This is a genomic window from Thiothrix litoralis, assembly GCF_017901135.1.
In the GTDB taxonomy this organism is placed as follows: Bacteria; Pseudomonadota; Gammaproteobacteria; order Thiotrichales; family Thiotrichaceae; genus Thiothrix; species Thiothrix litoralis.
In genome coordinates this window covers 1,319,575-1,345,944 of sequence record NZ_CP072801.1, presented here as the reverse complement: position 1 = coordinate 1,345,944, position 26,370 = coordinate 1,319,575, and the positions used below count along the sequence as shown (strand labels likewise).

Below are 26,370 nucleotides of genomic sequence, written 5' to 3'. Positions count from 1 at the left end.
TCTATGGTTGCCTGACTGTTAGTCAGGCATGACACTTAAATATTGACGATTGTTGATTACTTGCCTAACGGTTTGGGTGGGATCATGTAAGACGGTATTAACGGTTTGGGTGGGGTCATGTAAGACGGCACTTTCACCGACGGCATCATGGGTGGCGTAGTAACTTTGTACGGAGCCATCACAGACATAACAAATTTTGCCGGTGGTGCAACAGTGGCTTGGGGTTTTGCCGGTGGTGCAACAGTGGTCTTTTGGTTGGCGGGGGACAAGTAGCTTTTATTGACCCAGCCGCCGCTGCCTTTCCAGTAAACCTTTGCCCAGACTGAACCATTGATCTTTTTTTGTTCGCCCGTGGTGACGATACCTTGGCCGTTGGACGGAATCCTGCCAGTAACCGTGTTGCCAGTGCCTGCATTGCTGCGCATATTCAAGAATTGACCGCTTTGCACACCACTTACGACATACACGTCAGTTGCTGCTTGTGCGCTGGATACGCTCAGTGTTAAAGCCAAGGCCATTGCCGGGAAGAATGAAATCGCTTTCATGGTGTATTCCTTATCCTCTTGTAGACTGAAGTGTCCCTTGCGGGCATTACACTCACAATTTTAGTCTGTTTTCGCGAAAAGTTGTTTGCTTTCGGGAGAGCGGGGATAATAGCTGTTTTCCAAATGCTCAAACGACGGACAAAACGGACACATGGCAGGCAAAATTTTTATCGAAACCCACGGATGTCAAATGAACGAGTACGACTCAGCCAAAATGCTGGACGTGCTGCACCATGCACAGGGAATGGAACTCACCAATGACCCCGCAGAGGCCGATGTCTTATTAATGAATACCTGCTCGATCCGCGAAAAGGCGCAGGAAAAAGTCTTCTCACAATTGGGACGTTGGAAAAAGCTTAAAGATAAACGTCCGCACATTGTCATCGGTGTCGGCGGCTGTGTCGCCAGTCAGGAAGGTGAAGCCTTGCGCCAACGCGCCCCGGTGGTGGATGTGGTGTTCGGCCCGCAAACTTTGCACCGTTTGCCGGACATGATCCGTCAAGTGCGCACGGAACATCACCCGGTGGTGGATATTTCTTTCCCCGAAATCGAAAAGTTCGACAACTTGCCAGAACCGCGTGCTGACGGCCCCACCGCGTTCGTATCGGTGATGGAAGGGTGCAGCAAATATTGTACGTTCTGCGTGGTTCCCTACACCCGTGGCGAAGAAATTTCCCGTCCCTTCGATGATGTGATTACCGAAATTGCCCAGCTCGCGGCGCAGGGTGTGCGCGAAGTCAATTTGCTGGGGCAAAACGTGAATGCCTATCGCGGTAAAATGCACGACGGTTCGATTGCCGATCTGGCGATGCTGATTACGTTTGTGGCAGCCGTGGATGGTATCGACCGTATCCGTTACACCACCTCGCACCCCAATGAATTCAATGACAACCTGATTCAGGTGTATGAGGATGTGCCAGAACTGGTGAATCACCTGCATTTGCCGGTGCAAAGCGGTTCTGACCGGATTTTGATGGCGATGAAGCGCAACCACATGGCGATTGAATACAAAGCCAAAATCCGCAAGTTACGCAAAATCCGCCCGACGCTCAGCTTGTCATCCGACTTCATCATTGGTTTTCCCGGTGAAACCGAGCAGGATTTTGCCGATACCATGAAGCTGATTGAAGAGATGAACTTCGACCTGAGTTTCAGCTTTATCTACAGTCAGCGCCCCGGCACTCCTGCCGCGAGTCTGGCGGATGATGTGCCGCAGTCAGTGAAAAAAGACCGCTTGCAACACCTGCAAACCCGCATTCTGGCGCAATCCAACGCCATCAGCGCGGCAATGGTTGGCACGGTGCAACGGGTGTTGGTGGAACGCCCATCCCGTAAACACGATCAGATGGCGGGGCGCACTGAAAATAACCGCGTGGTCAATTTCGACGGGCATCCGCGCCTGATCGGGAAATTTGTAGATGTGCGTATTACCGAAGCCCAACCGAATTCTCTGCGTGGCGTGATTGTCGCGGTGGAAAGCGAGGTGGGACGAATGGTGATGGAGCCGATTGAGTCGTGATTTTCACCCAATGATTAATATTTAATCTGGTTAAGTGGGGATTATTAGTATAGATAATTAGATTATTATTATGTTGTTATATACTTAATTTTAAAGGATAAACCCCAAAACCCTCACGGCTAAACTTCTATGCATTAACAGATCAATACAAATCATTAAAAACGGAAATAGAGTATCAGCATTGTTATATACCGTATCAGGATGCTCGGATTATTGGTGATACTCTATTATCTGCATTGAGAGGAATGCTTATATTTTTCTGCATCAGAATATCACTTCCGATGTGGGATTTTACAGCCACCGGAGGAGAGCTGTATGAAATTTACCCGTCTTTTTGCCGCTATTAGCGGTGCTATTCTGTTGGCGTCAGCCACACTCGCTCACGCAGCCACTGGGCTGGTTGTTGCCGTCGGCATCTCCACTAAAGGCGATGTTGGGCTGATGGATAACTACGACCCACCGGACTCTTCTTCCAATCGTTTCAATGAAAGCCTCACAGGTTTCTGCTGAGCGCGAAATGCAACATTCGGATTGCTTCAAAGCCCGCTGTGGCAGTGTAATCCGACTTTAAAGTAAATGGCAGTTCGCTTCGGCATTGGAGCAAGTGGATGGGACTGGTACTCCCCGCCACTTGGCCGAGGCGAACTGCGCCCTTAGCGCTCAGTAATGAGCGCACTTATAGTAACACAGTAGGTAAGTGCAATGAAAACGAGTGTTCGGTTGAGTGTTGTCAGTAGTTTGGCTGTTTTGTTGATGAGTGCTGGCGCAATGGCAGCAGATGCAGCAGCTTCCCCCAGTAAAACCTTTACCATTGGCGGTGATGTCCAATTAGACATTACAGCGGATGATGGTGGGTCTGGTTTTACCGTTTATAACGCGGCTACCGATGATGCTAGTGGTGATTCGGGTGGCAATTTCACCCACGGCGGGCGTATCAAGCTCAATGCTGTCGGTGAAATCAAAGGTGAAGATTACTTCATCAAAGGCGTAGCGCAACCCTTAGTGCCCTTCCAAGGGAACGATATGCAGTACGAAGATGTATACCTGCAAATGGGGCGTGAGAAGTGGGATGCGCAAATCGGGCGCTTTGAAGCCTTCAATCTGTTTCCACTAGGTAACGATACCCTCATCACCCATGCCGGGGCGGGAGAAGCCAAAGTCTATGAAGCCAACAAGGTACGCGGTCGTAAAGATGACGTGCTGCACGTTGCGCTGCATTCCAACCCGTCTGACCAGCTCAAGCTGGAAATGGGGCTGATGGCGAATAAAACCGGTAGTAATGACAGCTTCACCGGGGTTCGTCCGGCGCTGCAATACAAAGTCGGCAATACGACCCTGCACGCAGGTTTTGAAAGTGTGTCCGACAAGGCTAGCGCTACTACCAAGTTGACCCAGAATGGTATCGGCCTTGGCGCAGCATTCAAAGTGGGTACGGCAGATGTAAATGCCAGTGTTTCCCGGCTGAAGGAAAAAAGTACCGGCGTGGCTGATGCGGATGTCACCTCATTCGGGGTAAACATGAAGCGTGGGGGATTGGGGGGTGGCTGGATTAATTCCACCACCGATAATGGCGCTGCTGCCAAACCCAAAGTCAATACTTTATATGCTACCTACACCGTGCCGCTGTTTAGTGTGAAAGATGCTACCGTCACGTTCGCTGCCAATACATCTCAAGCCGATAATGTGGTCAAGGATGACAAGCTGAATGCCGTCCGTATGCGTTTCGATTACGCCTTCTAAGGAAACTACCCCATGTTTGTTGTTTGTGGTGAGGCGTTGTTTGATGTGTTTGTCCCGGAAGGGGTGAGTCAATCAGCATTTGCTGTACCGTTTGCGGCGCGAGCCGGTGGTTCACCGTTCAATGTTGCGATTGGTCTGCGCCGTCTGGGGCAGACCGTTGCGTTATTGACCGGTGTTTCCACCGATTTTTTAGGTGACCGCTTGATGGCGGTGCTGCAAGCGGAGCAGGTATCTACCGATTTCATTGCCCGTAAAGCCGCGCCGACGACCTTGGGTTTCATCCAGAAAAACGCCGTGGGCGTGCCCAACTATGCGTTTTACGGTGAAGGTGCTGCCGATCGGCTATTAGCCCCGGCAGATATTGCCTTTGATGACACCGAGGTAACAGGTATTCACATGGGGTCGTATTCGTTGGTGGTTGCCCCCACAGCGGATACCTTGCTGGCACTTGCTCGTCGACAAGCGGGCAAGTGTTTGTTGTCACTTGACCCGAATATTCGTTTGACGGTCGAGCCAGATGTGCACCAATGGCGTGAGCGTATCACCCAATTGTTGCCCTTTATGGATGTTGTCAAAGTCAGTGATGAAGATTTGGCAGCCTTATACCCCGGTATTGCACCCGAAAGCATTATCGCCGACTGGTTGGCGGTTGGCGTAAAACTTGCAGCGTTAACCCGTGGCAGTGAAGGTGCGTCGTTGTGGAGCCAACAGGCGCAAGTGACCTTGCCAACCCCGCGTGTCAACGTGGTGGATACCGTTGGCGCTGGGGATACTTTCCAAGCGTCGTTATTAGACAGTTTGCTGGATTTACAAGCCAATACGGCTGATTGGGTAGCAGCATTAACAGCATCAACCTTGCAGCGTATTGGGCATAAAGCGGCGTGTGCTGCTGCCATTACCTGTTCACGCCAAGGGGCTGATCTGCCATCGGCTAAAGAAGTCGAGTTGGCACTTGCTGATTATCCAGAGGAATTACTTGTATGAGTCATGTCATTATTCCGGTTGAGGTCTTTGATCTGGTTATTTTTGGTGGCACGGGGGATCTGGCCTTACGCAAGTTATTGCCCGCTTTGTTCCGTCGCGATGCTGTCGGACAAATTCCGCCACAAGCCCGTATTATTGCGTTGGCATTAGACCACCAAACGCTTGAGGAATACCGTGCACAGGTTGCTGATGCCCTGCAAACCCATTTACGTGCGGTTGAGGCTCAAGCGGAAACTCTGGCGCGTTTTCTAGAGCGCTTGGAATACCATGCAGTGGATCTGATGAGCCCCGCCAGCTTTCAGTCACTGGCAACCATTCTGGATACTTGCCCGGAACGGATTCGTATTTATTATCTGGCGGTAGCGCCCGCCTTGTTCAGCGCTATTTCCCACGGCTTGGCAGGCGCAGGGTTGGCGGGTAACAATGCCCGTCTGGTGTTGGAAAAGCCTTTGGGGCATGACCATGCCAGCGCCGCCTTATTGAATGCGCAAGTTGGTGAGGTGTTTGACGAGCACGCCATTTACCGCATCGACCATTATCTTGGCAAAGAAACCGTGCAGAACCTGATGGCACTGCGCTTTGCCAATGCTTTGTTTGAGCCTGTCTGGAATGCTCAGTGTATTGACCATGTGCAAATTACTGCCGCCGAGTCCCTCGGTGTCGGTTCGCGCGGTGGCTATTACGATACCGCTGGTGCTATCCGCGATATGGTGCAAAATCACCTGTTGCAGTTGCTCTGCCTGATCGCTATCGAGCCGCCCTATCGTTTTGAGGCGGATGCAGTCCGCGATGAAAAGTTGAAGGTACTGCGTTCCCTGCGCCCTCTCTCCGGGCGAAAAGTTCTCGACCATACGGTTCGCGGACAATATTTGGCAAGCTCCTCCTCTCCTGCTTATATCCAAGAAGTGGGAAATCCCGCCAGTATGACCGAATCGTATGTTGCGTTGAAAGTCGAGATTGATAGTTGGCGGTGGTCAGGCGTGCCCTTTTATTTACGTACCGGCAAGCGTTTGAAAGCGCAATCCGCCGAAATTGCGGTGGTCTTCAAACAGCCTTCACACCTCATGTTTGGTGATCTGCCGACGCCGATTCTCCCCAATGTCTTGACCATGCGTTTGCAGCCAGATGAAGGTCTGCGCCTGCATATCATGACCAAGGAACCGGGGCCGGGTGGTTTTCGTCTGCACGACATTCCACTGGATATGGCCTTTGCGGAAGGTCAGAACGAGGACTGGCGGATGCCGGATGCTTACGAACGTTTACTGATGGATGTAGTACGCGGCAACCAAACCCTGTTCATGCGTGGTGATGAAGTGGAAGCCGCGTGGCAATGGATAGACCCCATCATCGAGGCATGGCAATTATCCGGTAGAAAGCCTGATGGCTACGATCCGGGTACTTCCGGCCCTATTTCTGCCATTGAAATGATGGCACGCGACGGACGCCGCTGGCGGGAGATCGAATCATGAGTCATCACACGCTTCACCCACAATTAGTGGCAGTCACTCAGCGCATTGAAGCTCGTAGTGCGGCGAGCCGTGCGGCTTACTTGCAGCAAGTGGCAGCGGCTAACCCCGTGACCCCGCGCAGCAAGCTGAGTTGCGGCAATCTGGCACATGCAGTCGCCGCCGTTCCCAATGCGGACAAGCTGAAACTGGTGGAATGGACAGCGGGCAATCTGGGTATTGTCACCGCATACAACGACATGCTGTCGGCGCACCAGCCCTTCGTTTACTACCCCGACCTGATCAAGGCGGCCGTGCGTGAAGTCGGCGGAACCGCTCAGGTTGCCGGGGGCGTTCCCGCGATGTGTGATGGGGTAACGCAAGGGCAGGAGGGCATGGAATTATCCTTGTTTTCCCGCGATGTGATCGCCATGAGTGCCGCCGTTGCCTTGTCACACAATGTGTTTGATGTTGCCGCTTTTCTGGGGGTATGCGACAAGATTGTGCCGGGGTTAGTGATCGCAGCGGCTAGTTTTGGGCATTTACCGTGCATTTTCCTGCCCGCAGGCCCGATGGTGTCGGGGCTGGCGAATGATGTGAAATCCAAAGTGCGCCAGCAATACGCTGAGGGCAAAGTGGGGCGTGCGGAATTGCTGCAAGCTGAAATGCAATCCTACCACGGCGCGGGTACTTGCACGTTCTACGGCACGGCGAACAGCAACCAGATGTTGATGGAATTCATGGGTTTGCAATTGCCCGGTAGCAGTTTTGTCAATCCGGGTACGTCGTTGCGCGAAGCCTTGACGGTTGCGGGTGCGCAGCGTGCGTTAGCGATGACGGCAAAGGGGCAGGATTACACGCCTGCTGCCAACATCCTCACGGTCAATGCGTTTGTGAACGGCATTGTTGGCTTGAACGCCACCGGTGGCTCGACCAATTTGCTGTTGCATTTGGTGGCGATGGCGCGGGCGGCGGGCATTGTACTGTGTCTGGAAGATTTTGCTGATTTGTCCGCGATTACCCCGCTGATAGCGCGGGTCTACCCCAACGGGGTGGCGGACGTGAACCATTTCCATGCGGCCGGTGGCTTGCAGTTCGTGATCCGCGAATTGTTGGCGGCGGGGCTATTGCATGAAGAAGTAGACACTGTTGCCGGGAAGGGCTTGCATCACTATACGCAAGAAGCCGTGCTGGCAGCAGATGGAACCGTTACATGGCGCGAAGGTGCGAGCACCAGCCATGATACGGACGTTTTACGCCCGGTTGTCCAGCCGTTCCAACCTTCCGGTGGTTTGGTGCGGTTATTGGGCAATCTGGGCGATTCGGTTATCAAGGTGTCGGCAGTTAAGCCGGATAAACACCTGATTGAAGCCCCGGCGAAGGTTTTCCACGATCAGGCAGCGGTTAAAGCTGCGTTTGAGGCGGGTGAGCTGCAAGGGGATTTTGTGTGTGTGGTGCGTTTTCAGGGGCCAAAAGCCAATGGAATGCCGGAGTTGCACGGCCTGACGCCAGTGTTGGGCTTGTTGCAGGATCGTGGGCAACACGTCGCGCTGGTCACGGATGGCAGAATGTCAGGAGCCAGCGGCAAAGTTCCGGCGGCTATTCATGTCAGCCCAGAGGCGATGGATGGGGGCGCAATAGCCAAAATCCGTGATGGCGATTTGATCCGACTGGATGTGGATAACGGTCATCTGGAAGTGCTGACAGCAGGGTTTGCAGAACGTGCACCAGTCAGTGTGGATTTGAGTGCCAACGGCTCTGGTTGTGGGCGGGAACTGTTTCAGGTTTTCCGTTCGCATGTCAGCGCCGCCGCGAGTGGGGCAAGTGCCCTGTTTACTGATACAGAGAGGGCATAACCATGTCAATTAGAAGTATTTGCCAGCAAGTGCCGGTCATTCCGGTGCTGGTCGTTCATGATGCCACGCTTGCCCAGCCCTTGGCGCAGGCATTGGTCAGCGGTGGCCTGCATGTGCTGGAAGTGACTTTGCGTACCTCGGCGGCCTTGGAAGTGATCCGTCGCATGAGTGAAGTGCCTGGCAGTATCGTCGGCGCGGGCACGGTGTTGACCCCGGCTGATGTGAAAGCGGTGAAAGCGGCAGGTGCCAGTTTTGCGGTGTCGCCCGGTGTCACCGATAGCTTGCTGTCGGCGGCAGAAGATGAAGGTTTGCTGCTATTGCCCGGTGCTGCAACGGTATCCGAGGTGATGAAATTGCTGGAACGTGGCTATGACACCCTGAAGTTTTTCCCGGCTGAAGCAGCGGGTGGGGTGAAAATGTTGAAATCCATCCATGGGCCTTTGCCTGATGTGCGTTTCTGCCCAACCGGTGGCATTAGCGTGCAAACCATTCGCGAATACTTGGCATTACCCAATGTATTGTGTGTGGGTGGTTCGTGGTTGACCCCGGAAGATAAAGTTCTCGCCCATGACTGGGCAGGTATTGAAAGCATTGCCCGCTTTAACTGCGAATTGGTTAAAGTGGCCTGAATGTCCACAGTCAGGTATTGAGTCGACTCCTCTACTTTTCTGGACATTGGAGCCGTTAGGATAGTCTGGTTTAACGGCTCTGGTTAACCCTTCCCTTATGTTGAGTCATTCATAAGGGAGGGGTCTTTTTAACAGTTTCTTTTACGACTCCTCAGTTACCTCCTCTCCTCCGAGAGGGGGCTTTTTTTATCTGAAAAGCTCCTGATTCTTACGACCATTGCGCACTGCATCTTGCAGAGTAAAGCGGGATAATCCCAGGTCTTCTAATTCGCGATCACTAAACGCACGCAATGTGTTAATGGTTTTGTAAATGCTTACTTCTGTTTTACAAAATGCCCATAAATTAACGATGATGGTTGGAATGCTAAACATAATTATTTCCTCTATTGGAATGTTCTTGATGGGGTCACTCTACTCTTGATGCTGCACTGCAACAAGTGAGAATAAATTGAGGTATGGGTTAGATAAACTAACCCGTTGTATCATGTTAGCGTGCTCGAGCCGTGAATACGCTTGTCGCTATTAACGCTGCTTCAGGAGCGGATAAACAGCTCGGTAACGTTGGTAGGCATCTTCATAGGCTACCGTTAACGCTGATTGTGGGGCGATGCTCTGTTTAATCGGCGGTGGTTGGCAAACGCTCAGCGGGTCAGCATTATTGGCGGCAATCAATGCCAACCTTGCCGCCCCGAAAGCCCCGCCGAAATCCCCATCTGCGGGAATATCGACTGGTAGGTTCAGTACGGTAGCGATCAGGCGCAGCCAGTAATGCGATTTTGAACCACCCCCGACAGCCGTCAGCCGTTGCAGATTAGTACCAGCGGCATTCAGTGCTCCCAGATTATCGCGAATGGCAAAAGCAACGCCTTCCAAGACAGCCTGCGTCAGGTGTTGCCGGGTGTGCTGGTGTTCAAGGCCGATGAATGCCCCCCGAATGGTGGCATCATTATGCGGGGTACGTTCCCCAGACAGGTAAGGCAGGAAGGTGATGCCACTGGGGGCGCTCAGGTGTTCCCCCAACGCAGCGGTCAAGGCCGCAGCGGGAATAGCGGTAATGCCTGCATACCAGTTCAAGGCATCGGTTGCTGAGAGGATAACCCCCATCTGATGCCAGGTATCCGGTATGGCATGGCAAAAAGCGTGTACCGCACTGCCGGGATTCGGTAGATACGTGGCATTAGCCGCAAACAGCACCCCGGATGTTCCCAGCGAAACAAAAGCGCTACCCGCTTGTACAACTCCCATGCCGCAAGCCGAGGCCGCATTGTCACCTGCGCCACCGGCCACCAGCGGCGATTGCTGCATCCCCCAACGTTTAGCCAGTACAGTACGCAACGCGCCGCTGTTTTCAGTGCCTTCCACCAAACGTGGCATTTGGCTGCGTTGCATACTGCTGGCAGCCAGCAATTCATCCGACCAGCAGCGTCCGGCGACATCGAGCCATGACGTCCCGGACGCATCCGACATATCCGACACCGTTTCGCCGGTTAGCCACAGGCGTACATAATCCTTGGGTAACAGGACTTGCGCTACCTGATCGAAAATGGCGGGTTCGTGGTGCTTCACCCACAGCAATTTGGGGGCAGTAAAGCCCGGAAAAACGATGTTCCCGGACATCTGGCGAAACAACGGGTTGGCATCTAGCGCGGCGGCTTCCAGATGGCTGCGGGTATCGTTCCACAAGAGGCAGGGGCGCAATACTTGATGATCTTTATCTAACAGGGTCGCACCGTGCATCTGCCCAGACAATGACAGCCCTCGGACTGCCGCCATTGCAGCGGGGAACTGTTGGGCAAGCGTGTCCAAGGTGGTTTGTGTTGCGCTGATCCAGTCCGCCGGATGTTGTTCCGACCAGCCAGAATGCAAGCGGGTAACACTTAGCCCAGCATGTGCTGAGCCGATAATGGTTTGTTGCTCATTCATGAGTAACGTTTTTACACCCGATGTGCCGATATCGATACCGATATACATGATGTCCTCTCCTTCAATGGGGGCTATTGTTAGGCTGAATTAGCTTATCGTTATGTTGTTATATGCTTAATTTCAAAGAATAAACCTTGAAAGTCTCACTACTAAACTTTTATGCATTAATGAATCTATATAAATGTCAAAAAATGCAATAAAGTATCAGCATTGTTATATACCGTATCAGGGTGTTCAGGTTGTTGGTGATACTCTATTATCTGCATTGAGAGGAATGCTTCTATTTTTCTGCATCAAAATATCACTTTTGATGCCGGATTTTTACAGCCACTGGAGGAGTTGTATGAAATTTACCCGCCTATTTACCGCTGTTAGCGGTGCTATTCTATTGACGTCAGCCACATTTACTCACGCAGCCACTGATCTGGTGATTGCGACCGTCAATAATGGTCACATGGTTGAAATGCAAAAGCTCAGCAAGCATTTCGAAGACGCGAATCCTGACATCAAACTCAAATGGGTTACGCTGGAAGAGGGTGTACTGCGTCAACGTGTTACGACCGACATTGCCACTAAAGGTGGTCAGTTCGACGTCATGACCATCGGTATGTACGAAGCCCCTATCTGGGGTAAAAAAGGCTGGATCAAGGATCTGACATTTGATGATGCCTATGATGTGGGTGACATTCTGCCTGCCATCCGCGATGGTTTGTCTGCTGATGGTAAATTGTATGCCGCACCGTTCTACGGTGAAAGCTCCATGCTGATGTATCGCAAAGATCTGGTGGAAAAAGCTGGCATGGATATGCCTGACAACCCAACATGGGATCACGTTGCGGAAGTTGCCGCTAAAATTACCGATAAAGATAACGGTATTTACGGTATCTGCCTGCGCGGTAAGCCGGGTTGGGGTGACAATATGGCACTCATCACTACCATGGCGAATACCTTCGGTGGTCAATGGTTCGATATGGACTGGAAGCCGCAACTTGAATCCCAACCTTGGAAAGATGCTGTCGGTTTCTACGTTGATCTACTGGGCAAATACGGCCCGCCGGGTTCTGCTGCCAACAGTTTCAATGAAATCCTCGCGCTGTATAACGAAGGCAAGTGCGGGATGTGGGTCGATGCCACCATCGCAGCATCCTTCATCACTGACCCAGCACAAAGTAAAGTCGCTGACAAAGTGGCTTTCGCACAAGCACCCACCAAAGTCACGCCTAAAGGTGCCAACTGGTTGTGGGCATGGGCGCTAGCCATACCTGAGTCTTCCAAGCACTCCGCCGAAGCTCAAAAGTTCATTGAGTGGTCTACTTCCAAGGACTACATCAATCTGGTTGCCAAGGAAGAAGGTTGGAACAAAGTACCGACTGGTACACGTGCTTCCACTTATGCCAACGCTGATTTCCAGAAGGCAGCGGTCTTCGCAAGTGCAGAGAAAATAGCCATTGACAGTGCCAATCCAAATGATAGCACCTTGCCCAAGTCGCCTTACACGGGCGTACAGTTTGCCGCTATTCCTGAGTTCCAAGCTATTGGTATCGCAGTCGGTCAGCAAATGAGTTCTGCGCTGGCAGGCAAAATGTCTGTTGATGATGCATTGAAAGCCTCACAGGTTTCTGCTGAGCGCGAAATGCAACGTTCGGGTTACTTCAAGAAATAGGCTCTCTCCACTGGGAACCCCTTCTCAAGTCCTGTCCTTGAGGAGGGGGATTCCACAGTTACGAAAGCTTAAAAAGTAACATCTGTCCAGACTCAGATACGGAGCTTGATTATGCGCTCATCTACACCCGGTCATCGCTGGATTCCCCGGCTATTAATGACCCCCGCTGTTGCAACCCTGCTGTTATGGATGATAGTGCCGCTCGGCATGACCATCTATTTTTCCCTCATCCGCTATAACTTGATGCAACCTGATCAAACCGGTTTTGTCGGTTTGATGAACTACGAGTTCTTTATTAGCAACCCTGCATTTACAGACGCCGTTATGAATACACTGCTCTTGCTGGGTAGTGTGGTTATTATTACGGTGGTACTCGGGTTAGCACTGGCGCTCTTGATCAATGACCCGTTTCCGGGGCAAGGCTTGGTGCGCATTCTCCTGATTTCCCCGTTTTTTGTGATGCCGACTGTGAATGCATTGTTGTGGAAACACATGATGATGAACCCGATTTACGGGGTGTTGGCGCAAATATGGCAATTCTTTGGCCTGACGCCGATTGACTGGCTGACGGATATGCCGCTGGGGTCAATCATCATTATGATTAGTTGGCAATGGTTACCGTTTGCCTGCCTGATTTTTATTACCTCGCTGCAATCCATGGATCGTGAGCAACTTGAGGCTTCGGAACTGGATGGTGCAACCTATTGGCAGCAATTACGCCACCTGTACCTGCCGCACATGGGGCGGGCCATTTCAGTCGTGATTATGATTGAGGTGATTTTCCTGCTGAGTATTTTCGCCGAAATCTTTACGACCACAGGCGGCGGGCCGGGCACGGAGAGTACCAATCTGGCCTTCCTGATCTTTACCGAAGCGCTGCTCAACTTTGATGTGGGTGCGGCTTCCGCCGGTGCGCTGTTGGCCATCGTTTTGGCGAACATTGTTGCGATTTTCCTGATCCGCATGATCGGCAAGAATTTGGAGCGATAGACATGAGTAAACCTGTCAGAACCGGCAAATACGATTGGAACATGCGACTAGCGTCACGCACGCTGTTGGCATGGGCAATCACCTTTATTATTTTCTTCCCACTGTTGTTTATGTTTGTGACCGCATTCAAAACGGAACTGCAAGCGATTGCTGTCCCTAGTGTGTGGGCTTTTACACCAACATGGGAGAACTTCGCTCTGGTGCAAGAGCGCAGTGGTTACTTCGACTATGCGTGGAACTCCGTCATCACCAGTGTGGGTTCAACCATCCTGGGGTTGCTCATCGCTGTTCCGGCGGCTTACAGCATGGCGTTTAGCCCGACCAGACGTACCAAAGATATTTTGATGTGGATGCTGTCCACCAAAATGATGCCTGCGGTGGGTGCATTGCTACCGATCTACGTGTTATGCCAGAAATTCGGCCTGTTGGATAACGTTATTTCGTTGATCATTATTTTCACGATGATGAATCTGCCGATTATGGTGTGGATGTTGTATTCCAACTTCAAGGATATTCCGATTGAAATTCTCGAAGCAGCACGCATGGATGGTGCAGGTTTGAGTGAGGAATTCCGCCATGTCTTGCTGCCACTGGCAATGGGTGGCATGGCATCAACCGGCTTGTTGTGTCTGGTGCTGTCGTGGAATGAGGCATTCTGGGTATTGAACCTGACAGCAGCTAACGCGGGCACATTGGCTTCGTTAGTGGCTTCGTATTCCAGCCCTGAAGGGTTGTTCTGGGCCAAATTGTCGGCCGTTTCTGTGTTGGCCATTGCACCGATCGTGGTGTTTGGTTGGTTCAGTCAGAAACAGTTGGTGCAGGGTCTGACGTTTGGTGCAGTGAAATAGGAGGAAGAGGATATGGCATTTTTAGAGTTAAAAAGCGTAGATAAGTACTACGGTAAATTACACGCAATCAAGGAAGTCAGCCTGGAGATCCAGTCAGGCGAATTTATTGTGTTCGTTGGCCCTTCTGGTTGCGGTAAATCCACCCTGTTGCGCATGATTGCGGGGTTGGAAGTGATCAATGGTGGACAGTTGATTTTGGATGGGCGTGATATTACGGAAGTGCCGCCGTCCAAGCGTGATCTGGCGATGGTGTTCCAGTCTTATGCCTTGTATCCGCACATGACGGTGGAAGAAAACATGTCGTTTGCGCTGCGCTTGGCCAAGGTTGACCCCGCCATCATTCAAGAAAAAGTGAAGATGGCTGCTGACAAACTAAACCTTACGGCGTATCTGCAACGCACGCCCAAGGCGCTTTCTGGCGGTCAGCGTCAGCGGGTGGCGATTGGTCGTTCCATTGTACGTTCTCCTAAAGTATTCCTGTTTGATGAGCCGCTTTCCAATCTGGATGCTGCCTTGCGTGGTAATACACGGGTAGAAATTGCTTCCTTACACCGCGAATTGGGTGCAACCACGGTTTACGTTACCCATGATCAGGTTGAAGCCATGACACTGGCAGACCGCGTGGTCGTACTGCGTGATGGCATCATTGAGCAGGTGGGTACGCCATTGGAATTGTATGATCAGCCGATCAACCGTTTCGTGGCTCGTTTCATCGGTATGCCACAAATGAACGTGGCTCCGGCTAGCTTGTTCGGTCAGTTTCCTGCACAGGTGGCGGAGGTGGGTATTCGCCCCGAACACCTGCAAATGGTTAGCCCAGAGGATGGCCTGCTGGCGGGTAAAGTGGTGCTGGTCGAAGCATTGGGTAACGAAACCTTGGTACACATTCGCCCCGACAAGGTTCAACTGGAAGAGCCATTGATTGTGCGTTTGTATGGTCGTACTACTGTTCATGTGGGCGATCGAGTGGGGCTGACGTGGGATGATAGCAAGCATATCCATTACTTCGACGCCAAAGGAATGAGATTAACCCATATGACACAAGGAGTGGCGGCATGAGCCAAGCGTCAACTTTAACCCAGTTACACATTGGCTTGGGTTCGTTCCACCGTGCCCATCAGGCCGTTTACATGCAAAACCTGCATGAACAGGGCGATACCCGTTGGCAAATTATCGGGGGGAATATTCGCCCCGATATGCTCGACACCGTGGCTGCCCTTAAGTCGCAACACGGTGCTTATACGCTGGAAACGGTTTCCCCAGCCGGTGAACACGTTTATCAGTACATTGAGTGTATCAAGCAAATTGTCGACTACGATCCGCAACTGGAAGGCTTGACGGCAGTAGCGGTTGACCCGAATACCCGCATCATTTCCTTTACCGTGACCGAAGCGGGTTATTATCTGGATGCGAATAACGATCTGGATGAGACCTTTGCTGACTTGCGCAGTGATTTATCGGGGAAAACGTGCAGCACCCTGTATGGGGCAATGGCTTTGCTGTTGGAGGCGCGGCGGCAGCTGGATGCTGGCGCTGTTACCCTGATGAACTGCGATAATTTGCGCAGTAATGGCACCCGTTTTTATGCCGGTTTCCAGCAGTTTCTGGAACGTCAGGGCAAAACCGAGTTGTTGGCGTGGGTACGGGCAAATACCCGTGCACCGAATGGCATGGTCGACCGCATTACCCCACGCCCAACCCCGGATGTGCGCGAGCGCGTCTTGGCGGCGACAGGGCGTGATGACCCGGCGGCGTTGATGGGTGAATCCTTTATCCAGTGGGTGCTTGAGGATGATTTCATCGCCGGTCGCCCTGAATGGGAAAAGGCCGGGGTGGAAATGGTTGAAGATGTCACCCCTTATGAGGAAGCCAAGATTCGTTTACTGAACGCGACGCATAGTTGCGTGGCTTGGGCGGGGACTTTGCGGGGTTATTATTTCATCCATGAAGATTGTACTGACCCAGATGTGGTGCAATTGGCGTATGATTATGTGACCAATGACGCGATTCCTTGTCTGGATACACCGGAACATCCCTGCCCGCTGGATCTGGCGAAGTACCGTGATGTGGTGCTGGAACGTTTCGCGAATCCGAATATTCAGGATGCGAATCCACGGGTGGTGATGGATACTTACGCCAAAATCCCTTCGATGATTTTGCCAACTATCCGTGATTGTCTGGCTGCCGGGCGTAGTGCGGCGAGCGTCAGCATGTTACCGGCGCTGTTTTTGGCCTTTTTGCAGCGGCAGCAACGCGGTGAAATTCCTTATGAATATCACGATCAGAGCATGACGGCGGAAAGTGCCCGCACCATTTGCACCTCGGATGATCCGGTCAAGGCGTATGTTGCTGAGCGTTTGTTGTTCGATGATATCGCCGGGGATGAGCGCTTACTGGCTGAGATGCGTGGTGCTTACGAGCGTGTGCAGCAGTTCATTGAGAAAAAAAGATGAGCAAAGCGTTGGCGGGTAAGGTAGCCGCTATTACAGGCGGCGCATCCGGTATTGGCTTGGCGAGCCTTGAGGCCATGTTGGCAGCAGGGGCTCGTGTGGTGCTGATTGACCGTGACGAGGCTGCGGTCATGGCGATTGCTGAACAGCAGGGGGATGCGGTAATTCCCTTGGTTATCGACCTGCTGGATCCGCAACGTTGTGCGCAAATGGTTCCGCAAATCCTGGAAAAAGCCGGTCAACTCGATATCTTTCATGCCAATGCGGGTATGTATGTCGGCGGTGATCTGGTTGATGCTGAACCAGATGCGATTGACCGGATGCTCAATCTGAATATCAATGTGGTGATGAAAAATGTCCGTGATGTATTGCCACACATGATAGCGCGTGGAACGGGTGATATTATTGTCACCAGTTCCTTGGCGGCGCATTTCCCGACACCGTGGGAACCTGTGTACGCCTCGTCGAAATGGGCGATTGACTGTTTTGTGCAAACCACCCGACGACAGGTATTCAAACACGGTATTCGGATGGGTGCGGTGTCACCTGGGCCGGTTATCACGGCGTTGCTTGCCGACTGGCCAGCGGAAAAACTTCAGGAAGCCAAGGAATCGGGTAGCCTGATTGAAGCAAGTGAGGTCGCGGATGTGATCCTGTTTATGCTCACCCGACCACGCGGTGTCACTATTCGAGATGTGGTGATGCTGCCGACCAATTTTGATTTGTAACCTGTCAGAATGAATAGGAGCTTGTCATGGGATCACCCAGCCCCCCATTGTCTAAAAGCGGTATGCCAGAGCTGGAGCGTGAGTTCCAGCGTAGCCCCGGCTTGGGGTATGAGCCGGAAAGCTTGCTGGGTTATGTGCGTTATCTGGAGCATGGTGCACCTAATCCGCTGATTCGTTGGCATTATCACGAGGAATACGAGCTGCACCTGATCGTCAGTACGCATGGTAAAGTATTCGTGGGTGATTACATTGGTCAGTTTGAACCGGGGCATTTGGTATTGACCGGCCCGCGCTTGCCACATAACTGGATTTCCACTGATTTACCCGCAGAAGGTGTTCCGGTGCGTGACCGAGTGCTGCAATTCTCAGACGAGCCGCTGCGTAAGGCGGGGGAGCTGATTCCCGAAGTTCGTGAGATTTTTCCGTTGCTGGAGCGTGCGCGGCATGGTATTGAGTTCATTGGCCTGAGTGAACGGGCGAGTGAGTGTATTACCCGTATTCAAGAAACCTCTGGCTTGCAGCGTTTTGGTGAATTTTTACAACTGTTTGGCGAGTTGGCGCAGCATGATGATTATCGGCTGTTGTCCAGCGTGCAGCTACAGAGTTTCGATGATGATGCTTCTCTGCACCAGATTAGCGAAGTGGTGGAGTACATTACTCATCACTACGCCGCATCCTTCACCATGGAGGAAATTGCCCAGCGTTTTGATATGACGGCTAGCCGTTTTTCCCGTTATTTCCGTCGTGCTACGGGCAATACCTTTACCGATTTCATTAACCATCTGCGGGTGAGTCGTGCTTGCCAGTTACTGATGGATACGGATCAGTATGTCAGTACCATTGGTTATAACGTTGGCTTTAACAATATTGCCAATTTCAATCGGCGCTTTATGGAAGTGAAAGGGATGACGCCGAGCGAGTTCCGGCGGCAGGGGCAGAAAAGATATGGTTGAACATCGTCTGGAATCCACACGATGCTCATGGGGTTATAGGCTACAGCCCTCCCGCAAATTCCGCATAGCCCTGAATAAACCCCAGCTTTTCCTGCGGAATGCTGACATTGATGCCTTCACCTTGCAACTGTTCCAGCAAGGCTGCGCCCTGATTCAAAATCGCCAGCAATTGCACTTCGTCAAACATTTGCAGGGCTACTTGCAGCTCGTCCTTGTCCGCAGACAACAGGGTGGGAACCAGTTCATCGGGGTGAATAGGTGAGTTTGGATTCAACAAATCTGCCACCAATGGCGCATCCAACAGGGCAAAATGTGCTTCGCGGGCACTTTCTTCCTGATCCAGTTCCTGATGCGCCTGCATGTCTGTACCCGCACCACGTCGTACACTCGCCATGATGAAACTTAGCAGTTTGCGGATGGCATCCTTCGTCTTGCTGACATCATGGCCGAGGCTGGAGGCACTTTCGTAAGCGCGATCCATACGGTCTTTGAGTTGCAGGATAACGTCACTCTCAACATTGCCAGCGAGCGAAGTGGTTTCTTCCAGCAATTCGTGGAAGTCGCGGTTGAAGGTTTGCAAGGCTTCGTGATCCAGCCGTTGTGCGTCGATGAGGTTGTCATCGTCCAGCGTGGGGGCGAAGGGAAATAGCGGGTTGCTGGCTTTGCGCAGTAAATGACGCTCGTGTGAGCCGGGGTGCTCACTGGGTTTGATGATCATGCGGTATCCTTCCAAATGAATGGCGGGCAATATCGCATACTGCTTGGCTCGCGGCAAATGACGCCAGCCAAGCCAGTAGAAATCGGCTTATTTTTTGTCGGTATTCATGCCAATCAGCTTATAGGCCGGGCAGAAGTTCAAGTAGCCAGTAGCGAGTAGCACAATCCCGATCAAGGTCAGCAGGATGCCACCCTTGAAAACCAGACCCCAAATCAGCAGGACAGCCCCTGCACCGAAACGGATATTCCTATCCATACTGCCAACGTTCTTTTCCATAAGACACCTCTTTTAGTAGTGAACACAACAGACCAAATCCATGTTAGCATTCGTCCATTCATCATCTTATCTTAGCAAGACTCAAGCGGATTACATGGAATTGCAAAAATTTATTCGCAAAATCACCGAAAACGGCTCATTTTCCACCGAGGAAATGACGGCTGCGATGCGTACCATCATGACAGGTCAGGCAACTCCCGCGCAAATTGGCGGGTTTCTGATTGGCTTGCGGATGCGCGGTGAAACCGTCACCGAAATCAGCGCAGCGGCAAGCGTCATGCGGGAATTGTCTACCCGCGTAGAGGTCAGCCCCGAGCATTTGGTCGATACCTGTGGGACGGGGGGGGATTCCTCCGGTACGTTCAATATTTCCACCGCCAGTGCCTTTGTAACGGCAGCGGCAGGCGCAAGGGTAGCCAAGCATGGTAATCGTTCGGTCTCCAGCAAATCCGGCAGTGCCGATGTGCTGGAAGCGGCGGGCGTGAATCTGAACATTACCCCGGAACAGGTTGCCCATTGTATCAATACGCTGGGGGTAGGTTTCCTGTTTGCCCAAAAGCATCACAGCGCGATGGGGCACGCCAGTGGGCCACGTCGGGAACTGGGTGTCCGCACTATTTTCAATCTGTTAGGCCCAATGGCGAACCCAGCGAATGCCCCGAATCAAGTGTTGGGCGTATTTGACCAGCATTGGGTGCGTCCGATGGCTGACGTACTGAAAACCCTAGGTAGCCAGCACGTCATGGTGGTTCATGCAGCCGATGGTTTGGATGAAATCAGCACCGCCGGACTAACCTTCGTCGCTGAGCTGAAAGACGGGGTGATTACGGAATACACCATTCAGCCCGAAGATGTCGGTGTGCGCCAGTCCAGCCTCGACAGTATCCGGGTGGAAACTGCTGCTGAAAGCCTGAATTTGATCCAACGGGTCTTGGCGGGCGAACCCGGCACGGCACGCGACATTGTGTGCCTGAATGCGGGGGCGGCCATTTACGTGGCAGGCTTGGCAGACAGCCATGCTGGCGGGGTTGTTAAAGCCCAGCAAGCGATTGATTCTGGGGTAGCCGCTGCGCGTCTGCAACAACTGATTGACCTAACCAATGGTGTTAACATCTGATGAGTACACCTGATATTTTGCAAAAAATCTTGCGCACCAAGCAGGAAGAAATCGCGGCGCGTTCCGCTGTCCGCCCCTTGGCACAGTTGGCGGAAGAGGCCGCGAGTGCCTCGCCGGTACGCGGTTTCATCCAATCCATGCGCCAGCGGATTGCGGCGGGTGATTCTGCGGTGATTGCTGAAATCAAAAAGGCATCCCCCAGCAAGGGGCTGATCCGCGCTGATTTTGATCCACCTGCGATTGCGGCCAGTTATGAACAGGGTGGTGCGGCTTGTTTGTCGGTGCTGACCGATGCACCGTACTTTCAGGGGCATGAAAGCTACTTGCAAACGGCGCGGGCAGCTTGCCAGTTGCCCGTTATTCGTAAAGATTTCATCGTTGATCCGTATCAAGTGTTCGAGGCGCGTGCTATCGGTGCAGACTGCATCCTGCTGATCGTGGCGGCATTGGCTGACGCACAGATGAAGGATCTGTACGCGCTAGCAAGGGAACTGGGCATGGATGCACTGATAGAAGTGCATGACAAGGATGAACTTGAGCGTGCCTTGCGTCTCAATGCCCCACTGATCGGCATCAATAACCGCAACCTGCGCACCTTCGAGACTTCGCTGCAAACCACTATCGACCTCTTACCTGATGTGCCAGAAGAGGTGTTACTGGTGACTGAAAGCAGCATTCATACGCAAGCCGATGTCAAACTAATGCGAGACCACGGCGTCCACGCTTTTCTGGTTGGGGAAGCCTTCATGCGGGCACAAGACCCCGGTTCTGAACTCAATAAACTGTTTTTCTAGCAAGAGAGTACCTGATTCATGCTGGTTCATCCTCAATTTGACCCGATTGCCTTATCGCTTGGCCCGTTGAAAATTCACTGGTACGGGCTGATGTATGTCATCGGTTTTCTCGGCTTCCTGATTATCGGGAAAATGCGTTCCAAAGAACCCAGAAGTGTCATGAATCCCGACCGGGTGGATGACATGATGTTCTGGGGTGCTATCGGCGTAGTCGCGGGTGGGCGTATTGGTTACATGCTGTTTTACAATCTGAAAGGCTTCCTGTCTGACCCCATATCGTTGTTTCAGGTGTGGGATGGCGGCATGAGTTTCCACGGCGGCTTGCTGGGGGTGATTCTGGCGATGTTCCTGCTGGCGCGGCGTTGGAACCTGAATTTCTTTCAGGTCAGTGATTTTGTTGCGCCGCTGGTGCCGATTGGCTTGGGCGCCGGGCGTATCGGCAATTTCATCAATGGTGAATTGTGGGGTAGAGCCACGGATGTGCCGTGGGGTATGGTATTTCCGCAGGTGGATAATATTGCTCGTCACCCCTCACAGCTTTATCAGGCATTCCTCGAAGGGTTGGTGCTGTTCCTGCTGCTGAACTGGTTTAGGAAACGTTCGCCGCCGGTGGCTGCGATTTCTGGCCTGTTCCTGGTTGGCTATGGGATTGCACGGGTGATGGTGGAATTTGTGCGCGAGCCGGATTCACAACTCGGTTACGTCGCTTGGGGTTGGGTCACGCAAGGGCAAGTCTTGAGCGTGCCTATGATTTTGCTGGGCTTATTGTTCATGGGCGTTGCTTACAAGGTAGGGAAGCGGTGAAACAATATCTGGATTTGATGCGCCATGTGCGTGATCACGGGGTTCGTAAGGATGACCGCACCGGCACGGGAACAGTTTCCGTGTTCGGCTACCAGATGCGTTTTGACTTGAGTGAAGGTTTCCCGGTGGTCACCACCAAGAAGCTGCATTTGCGCTCGATCATCCACGAGTTGCTGTGGTTTCTTAAAGGCGACACCAATATCCGTTACCTGAAGGAAAATGGCGTGAGCATCTGGGATGAATGGGCAGATGCCGAGGGCAACCTTGGCCCAGTTTACGGCTACCAATGGCGTAACTGGCCGACACCCGATGGGCGGCACATCGACCAGATGGCGCAAGTGATTGAACAATTGAAACACAACCCTGACTCGCGCCGTATTATCGTCAGCGCGTGGAATGTGGCGGATGTCGATAACATGGCCTTGCCGCCATGCCATGCCTTTTTCCAGTTTTACGTGGCGGAAGGCAAATTATCCTGCCAGTTGTACCAGCGCAGCGCGGATATTTTCCTTGGTGTGCCGTTCAATATTGCTTCCTACGCACTATTGACGCTGATGATGGCACAGGTAACGGGTTTGCAACCGGGTGAATTTGTTCACACGCTCGGTGATGCGCACCTGTATTCCAACCATCTCGAACAGGTGGAACGGCAACTCAGCCGTGAACCTTACCCCTTGCCGCAGATGAAATTGAACCCCGCCGTCACCGATTTGTTTGCATTTACCTACGATGACTTTGAATTACAGGGTTATGAGTACCATCCGCTGATTAAAGCGCCAATAGCGGTTTGACTAGCGGCGGTCACTCACGCACACTATCAGCATAATAATAGTGTGGGCTTCCACACCTAGCCCACAGTTAACGGCAATCCGTTCCACCCTTATGAAGGTAGTCCAATGACCCGGCCAATTAACAAACTTCTGGTCGCCAATCGTGGCGAAATTGCCGTCCGCATCTTGCGGGCAGCGTCTGAACTCAAGTTGCGCACTGTTTCCGTCTATACTTACGAAGACCGTTTTTCACCACACCGCTATAAGGCTGACGAAGCCTACCAGATTGGCAAGGATGACGAGCCGCTCAAGCCCTACCTCGACATCGAAGCCATCATCAAGGTGGCAAAACGCAACCACGTAGACGCGATTCACCCCGGCTACGGCTTTCTCTCTGAAAATGTAAGGTTTGCAACCCGTTGCCGTGAAGAAGGCATCATTTTCATCGGCCCCACCCCAGAAGCGATGCAAAAACTGGGCGACAAAGTAGCTGCTAAGGAAATCGCGATTGCCTCTGGCTTACCTGTCATCGAAGACAGCCGCGAACCACTGGATACGCTGGAAATTGCCAAACGTGAAGCTGACCGCATCGGCTACCCGCTGATGATGAAAGCCGCTTCCGGCGGCGGTGGGCGTGGGATGCGCGTATTGCGTGAACCTTCACAACTGGAAGGCGCGTATAACGATGCCCGCAATGAAGCCCTAAAAGCCTTCGGCGATGCTACCGTTTTCCTCGAAAAATACATCGACTCACCCAAGCACATTGAAATCCAGATTTTGGGTGACACTCATGGCAATATCGTTCACTTGTATGAACGCGACTGCTCGGTACAACGCCGCTTCCAGAAAGTGGTGGAAGTTGCCCCTAGCACGGGCCTGAAGGACGAAACCCGCGAAAACCTGTACAAATACGCCCTCGCCATCACCCGCCACGTTGAGTACTCCTGTGCAGGTACGGTGGAGTTCTTGGTCGACAAGGATGAGCGCATTTACTTCATCGAAGTGAACCCGCGCGTACAGGTCGAGCACACCATTACTGAAGAAATCACCGGTATCGACATTGTGCGCAGCCAGATTTTGATCGCTGGTGGCGCTAAACTCGACGACCCTGAAATCGGTATCCCTTCGCAGGAATCGGTTGAATGCAACGGTTACGCCGTGCAATGCCGCATCACCACCGAAGACCCGGAAAACGGTTTCAAGCCCGACTACGGCACTATCATTGCCTACCGCAGCAGCGGCGGCTTCGGGGTGCGGTTGGATGCGGGTGCGGCTTACCCCGGCGCGAAAGTATCGCCGTTCTTCGACTCCATGCTGGTTAAAGTCACTACGTGGGGGCGTTCATTGGAAGGTGCTTCCAACCGTAACTTGCGAGCCTTACAGGAATTCCGTATCCGTGGGGTGAAAACCAATATCGGCTTCCTTGAAAATGTGCTGCAACATCCGGTGTTTACCACAGGTAAGTGCGCTGTTACGTTCATCGACAACCACCCTGAGCTATTCCATACGACGCACCGTTTCGACCGGGGTACCAAGACGCTGAAATTCGTCGGCGATGTTATCGTCAACGGCAACCCGGATGTGAAGTACGTTGACCCCAATAAGCATTTCCGCAAGCCCATCATCCCGGAATTCGACAAGGTAGGCGCGTACCCCAAAGGCAGCAAAAACTTGCTGGATGAAATGGGCGCGGAAAAATTCTGCCAGTGGGTCAAAGAACAGCCGAACATTTTCTACACCGATACCACGCTGCGTGACGCGCACCAGTCCTTGCTGGCAACCCGCGTGCGTACCGATGATATGATGAAAATTGCGGAAGGTTTGGCCAAAAACCACCCGCAACTGTTCTCACTGGAACTGTGGGGCGGGGCGACTTTTGACGTGGCGATGCGCTTCCTGCACGAATGCCCGTGGGATCGTTTGAAGCAACTGCGCGAAGCCGTTCCCAACATCCTGTTCCAAATGCTGTTCCGTGGCTCCAACGCCGTTGGTTACACCGCTTACCCTGACAATGTGGTGGAAGCCTTCATCGAAAAGTCGTGGGAAAATGGTATCGACGTGTTCCGCATCTTCGACTCCCTGAACTGGATCGAGGGGATGCGTAAATCCATTCAGGTGGTGCGTGAACGCACTGGCGGTATCGCGGAAGGCACGATTTGCTACACCGGCAATGTGCTCAACACAGACCCCAGCAACAAGTTCAACCTGCAATACTACCTCGATCTGGCGCGACAACTGGAAGATGCCGGTGCGCACATGCTGGCACTGAAGGATATGGCGGGTCTGCTCAAGCCGTATGCAGCGGAAACCCTGATCCCGGCATTGAAATCAGCGGTCAACATCCCTATCCACTTGCATACCCACGACACCTCTTCCATCCAGTCAGCCACCTTGCTGAAAGCTATCGAAGGCGGTGTGGATGTGGTTGATGGTTGCATGAGTTCCATGTCCGGCCTGACTTCACAGGTTAACCTGAACTCGCTGATTGCCGCGATGGAAGGCCAGCCGCGTGAACAACCGTTCGACCTCAAGTCTTTGAACGATTACGCCAACTATTGGGAAGACGTGCGCGAAATGTACTACCCATTCGAGTCCGGCCTCAAGGCGGGCACGGCGGAAGTGTACAACCACGAAATCCCCGGCGGGCAATATTCCAACCTGCGTCCGCAAGCGATTGCGTTGGGTCTGGAGCACAAGTTCGAGGAAGTGAAGGAAAACTACGCGATCGTCAACCGCATGTTCGGCGACATTGTGAAAGTTACCCCGTCTTCTAAAGTTGTGGGCGACATGGCGATTTACATGACCTCCAACGGCCTGACCGAGCAGGATGTGATGGAGCGTGGTAAGTCATTAGCGTTCCCTGATTCCGTGATCGACCTGTTCAAAGGCGGCTTGGGGCAAGTACCCGGCGGTTTCCCCAAAGACTTGAGCGACATCATTCTCAAGGGTGAAAAGCCGTACACAGGCCGTCCCAATGATCACCTCAAGCCGGTGGATATGGATGCCGAGTTTGAAGCCTTCAAGCAAGAGTTCGACCCGGAACAGACCTTCCTCGACTTCCTGTCGTTCAAAATGTACCCGGCGGTATTCCGCGAGTTCTACAAGCACCAGCAGGAATACGGTGATATTAGCCATCTACCGACAGCATTGTTCTTCTACGGCCTCAAGCTGAACGAAGAGGTGCTGGTCGAACTGGGACGTGGCAAGGTGCTGATCATCCGCCTGCTATACCGTTCACCAACGGATGAAAGCGGTATGTGTGGTGTCACTTTCGACTTCAACGGGCAAATCCGCGCGGTACAAATCCGCGATCTGTCGGTGAAGCCAACCAAGGCTACGAACCGCAAGGCGGTTGACCCGAATGAAGTCGGCACATCCTTGCAAGGCAAGCTGTCTACCGTCATGGTCAAAGCTGGGGATGAAGTTGAGGAGAATACCCCGCTATTCGTGATCGAAGCGATGAAGATGGAAACCACCATTACCGCGCCAGCAGCGGGTAAGGTCAAGAAGGTTCACTTGCCAGCCGGGGAGTTGGTTGAGCAAGGCGATCTTATCGTCGAGATGGAATGATATAACGTCGACTGAAAAATCGCCCTGTTTTGAATGAGCAGGGCGATT

24 protein-coding genes are annotated in these 26,370 nt (G+C 52.5%); 19 read left to right on the top strand and 5 right to left on the bottom strand.

Going from position 1 to position 26,370, the window contains the following annotated elements; all coding sequences use genetic code 11:
• Positions 1–56: 56 nt before the first annotated feature.
• Complete coding sequence (locus tag J9253_RS06435; protein ID WP_210223828.1) at positions 57–545, bottom strand: SH3 domain-containing protein; 489 nt, start codon at positions 543–545, stop codon at positions 57–59.
• Between the two features lie 151 nt (positions 546–696).
• Between J9253_RS06435 and miaB the strand changes: the two genes are divergently transcribed.
• The 7 genes from miaB (at position 697) to J9253_RS06400 (ending at position 8,718) form a co-directional block, all read left to right on the top strand.
• A complete protein-coding gene (gene miaB / locus J9253_RS06430; RefSeq protein WP_210223827.1) occupies positions 697–2,064 on the top strand; it encodes a tRNA (N6-isopentenyl adenosine(37)-C2)-methylthiotransferase MiaB in 1,368 nt (455 codons plus the stop codon).
• A 315-nt stretch (positions 2,065–2,379) separates the two neighbouring features.
• Positions 2,380–2,574: a hypothetical protein gene (locus J9253_RS06425; RefSeq protein ID WP_210223826.1), complete on the top strand. Its 195-nt coding sequence runs from the start codon at positions 2,380–2,382 to the stop codon at positions 2,572–2,574.
• Between the two features lie 192 nt (positions 2,575–2,766).
• Positions 2,767–3,804 carry a carbohydrate porin gene (locus J9253_RS06420; RefSeq protein WP_210223825.1) on the top strand — a complete coding sequence of 346 codons (1,038 nt, stop codon included), beginning with the start codon at positions 2,767–2,769 and terminating at the stop codon, positions 3,802–3,804.
• Between the two features lie 12 nt (positions 3,805–3,816).
• Positions 3,817–4,788, top strand: a complete 972-nt coding sequence (locus tag J9253_RS06415; RefSeq protein ID WP_210223824.1) for a carbohydrate kinase family protein — start codon at positions 3,817–3,819, stop codon at positions 4,786–4,788.
• Positions 4,785–6,257, top strand: coding sequence for a glucose-6-phosphate dehydrogenase (zwf, locus tag J9253_RS06410; RefSeq protein ID WP_210223823.1), 1,473 nt, complete (start codon positions 4,785–4,787; stop codon positions 6,255–6,257). Before J9253_RS06415 ends, zwf begins: the two co-directional genes overlap by 4 nt.
• Entirely contained in the window at positions 6,254–8,089 is a 1,836-nt protein-coding gene (gene edd, locus J9253_RS06405) for a phosphogluconate dehydratase (protein WP_210223822.1), read from the top strand. Before zwf ends, edd begins: the two co-directional genes overlap by 4 nt.
• Positions 8,090–8,091: 2 nt before the next feature.
• The gene (locus J9253_RS06400; protein WP_210223821.1) at positions 8,092–8,718 is read left to right on the top strand and encodes a bifunctional 4-hydroxy-2-oxoglutarate aldolase/2-dehydro-3-deoxy-phosphogluconate aldolase; all 627 of its coding nucleotides are present in this window, start codon (positions 8,092–8,094) and stop codon (positions 8,716–8,718) included.
• A 186-nt stretch (positions 8,719–8,904) separates the two neighbouring features.
• Here J9253_RS06400 and J9253_RS06395 read toward each other — a convergent pair whose 3' ends face one another.
• A complete protein-coding gene (locus J9253_RS06395; RefSeq protein ID WP_210223820.1) occupies positions 8,905–9,090 on the bottom strand; it encodes a DUF1127 domain-containing protein in 186 nt (61 codons plus the stop codon).
• 150 nt (positions 9,091–9,240) lie between these two features.
• A complete protein-coding gene (gene xylB, locus J9253_RS06390) occupies positions 9,241–10,689 on the bottom strand; it encodes a xylulokinase (protein WP_210223819.1) in 1,449 nt (482 codons plus the stop codon).
• 295 nt (positions 10,690–10,984) lie between these two features.
• On the opposite strand from xylB, the gene J9253_RS06385 reads away from it, so the two are divergent.
• The 7 genes from J9253_RS06385 to J9253_RS06355 all read left to right on the top strand — a co-directional run bounded on the left by J9253_RS06385 (position 10,985) and on the right by J9253_RS06355 (position 18,273).
• Positions 10,985–12,304, top strand: a complete 1,320-nt coding sequence (locus J9253_RS06385; RefSeq protein WP_210223818.1) for an ABC transporter substrate-binding protein — start codon at positions 10,985–10,987, stop codon at positions 12,302–12,304.
• Positions 12,305–12,415: 111 nt separating this feature from the next.
• The gene (locus J9253_RS06380) at positions 12,416–13,294 is read left to right on the top strand and encodes a carbohydrate ABC transporter permease (RefSeq protein ID WP_210223817.1); all 879 of its coding nucleotides are present in this window, start codon (positions 12,416–12,418) and stop codon (positions 13,292–13,294) included.
• A 2-nt stretch (positions 13,295–13,296) separates the two neighbouring features.
• On the top strand, positions 13,297–14,142 hold the full coding sequence (locus tag J9253_RS06375) for a carbohydrate ABC transporter permease (protein ID WP_228291519.1): 846 nt from the start codon (positions 13,297–13,299) through the stop codon (positions 14,140–14,142).
• 12 nt (positions 14,143–14,154) lie between these two features.
• Positions 14,155–15,201, top strand: a complete 1,047-nt coding sequence (locus tag J9253_RS06370) for an ABC transporter ATP-binding protein (protein WP_210223816.1) — start codon at positions 14,155–14,157, stop codon at positions 15,199–15,201.
• A complete protein-coding gene (dalD, locus tag J9253_RS06365) occupies positions 15,198–16,595 on the top strand; it encodes a D-arabinitol 4-dehydrogenase (RefSeq protein WP_210223815.1) in 1,398 nt (465 codons plus the stop codon). Before J9253_RS06370 ends, dalD begins: the two co-directional genes overlap by 4 nt.
• A complete protein-coding gene (locus J9253_RS06360) occupies positions 16,592–17,320 on the top strand; it encodes an SDR family oxidoreductase (RefSeq protein ID WP_028489032.1) in 729 nt (242 codons plus the stop codon). The genes dalD and J9253_RS06360 overlap by 4 nt, the downstream gene beginning before the upstream one ends.
• Before the next feature lie 26 nt (positions 17,321–17,346).
• Positions 17,347–18,273 (top strand): AraC family transcriptional regulator, encoded by a 927-nt coding sequence (locus J9253_RS06355; protein WP_210223814.1) that lies wholly within the window; start codon positions 17,347–17,349, stop codon positions 18,271–18,273.
• A 40-nt stretch (positions 18,274–18,313) separates the two neighbouring features.
• Here the strand turns inward: J9253_RS06355 and J9253_RS06350 are convergent, their stop codons facing one another.
• Together J9253_RS06350 and J9253_RS06345 are read right to left on the bottom strand one after the other, a co-directional pair.
• A complete protein-coding gene (locus J9253_RS06350; protein ID WP_210223813.1) occupies positions 18,314–18,991 on the bottom strand; it encodes a hypothetical protein in 678 nt (225 codons plus the stop codon).
• 87 nt (positions 18,992–19,078) lie between these two features.
• Positions 19,079–19,267 (bottom strand): YgaP family membrane protein, encoded by a 189-nt coding sequence (locus J9253_RS06345; RefSeq protein WP_028489035.1) that lies wholly within the window; start codon positions 19,265–19,267, stop codon positions 19,079–19,081.
• A gap of 94 nt (positions 19,268–19,361) precedes the next feature.
• Here J9253_RS06345 and trpD point away from each other — a divergent pair, with 94 nt between their 5' ends.
• From trpD to J9253_RS06320, 5 genes are all read left to right on the top strand, one after another.
• The gene (trpD, locus tag J9253_RS06340) at positions 19,362–20,384 is read left to right on the top strand and encodes an anthranilate phosphoribosyltransferase (protein ID WP_210223812.1); all 1,023 of its coding nucleotides are present in this window, start codon (positions 19,362–19,364) and stop codon (positions 20,382–20,384) included.
• Complete coding sequence (trpC, locus tag J9253_RS06335) at positions 20,384–21,178, top strand: indole-3-glycerol phosphate synthase TrpC (RefSeq protein ID WP_210223811.1); 795 nt, start codon at positions 20,384–20,386, stop codon at positions 21,176–21,178. Before trpD ends, trpC begins: the two co-directional genes overlap by 1 nt.
• 18 nt (positions 21,179–21,196) lie before the next feature.
• Positions 21,197–21,982 carry a prolipoprotein diacylglyceryl transferase gene (gene lgt, locus J9253_RS06330; protein WP_210223810.1) on the top strand — a complete coding sequence of 262 codons (786 nt, stop codon included), beginning with the start codon at positions 21,197–21,199 and terminating at the stop codon, positions 21,980–21,982.
• Complete coding sequence (locus J9253_RS06325; RefSeq protein WP_210223809.1) at positions 21,979–22,773, top strand: thymidylate synthase; 795 nt, start codon at positions 21,979–21,981, stop codon at positions 22,771–22,773. Before lgt ends, J9253_RS06325 begins: the two co-directional genes overlap by 4 nt.
• Before the next feature lie 105 nt (positions 22,774–22,878).
• Positions 22,879–26,322 carry a pyruvate carboxylase gene (locus J9253_RS06320; RefSeq protein WP_210223808.1) on the top strand — a complete coding sequence of 1,148 codons (3,444 nt, stop codon included), beginning with the start codon at positions 22,879–22,881 and terminating at the stop codon, positions 26,320–26,322.
• Positions 26,323–26,370: the final 48 nt, after the last annotated feature.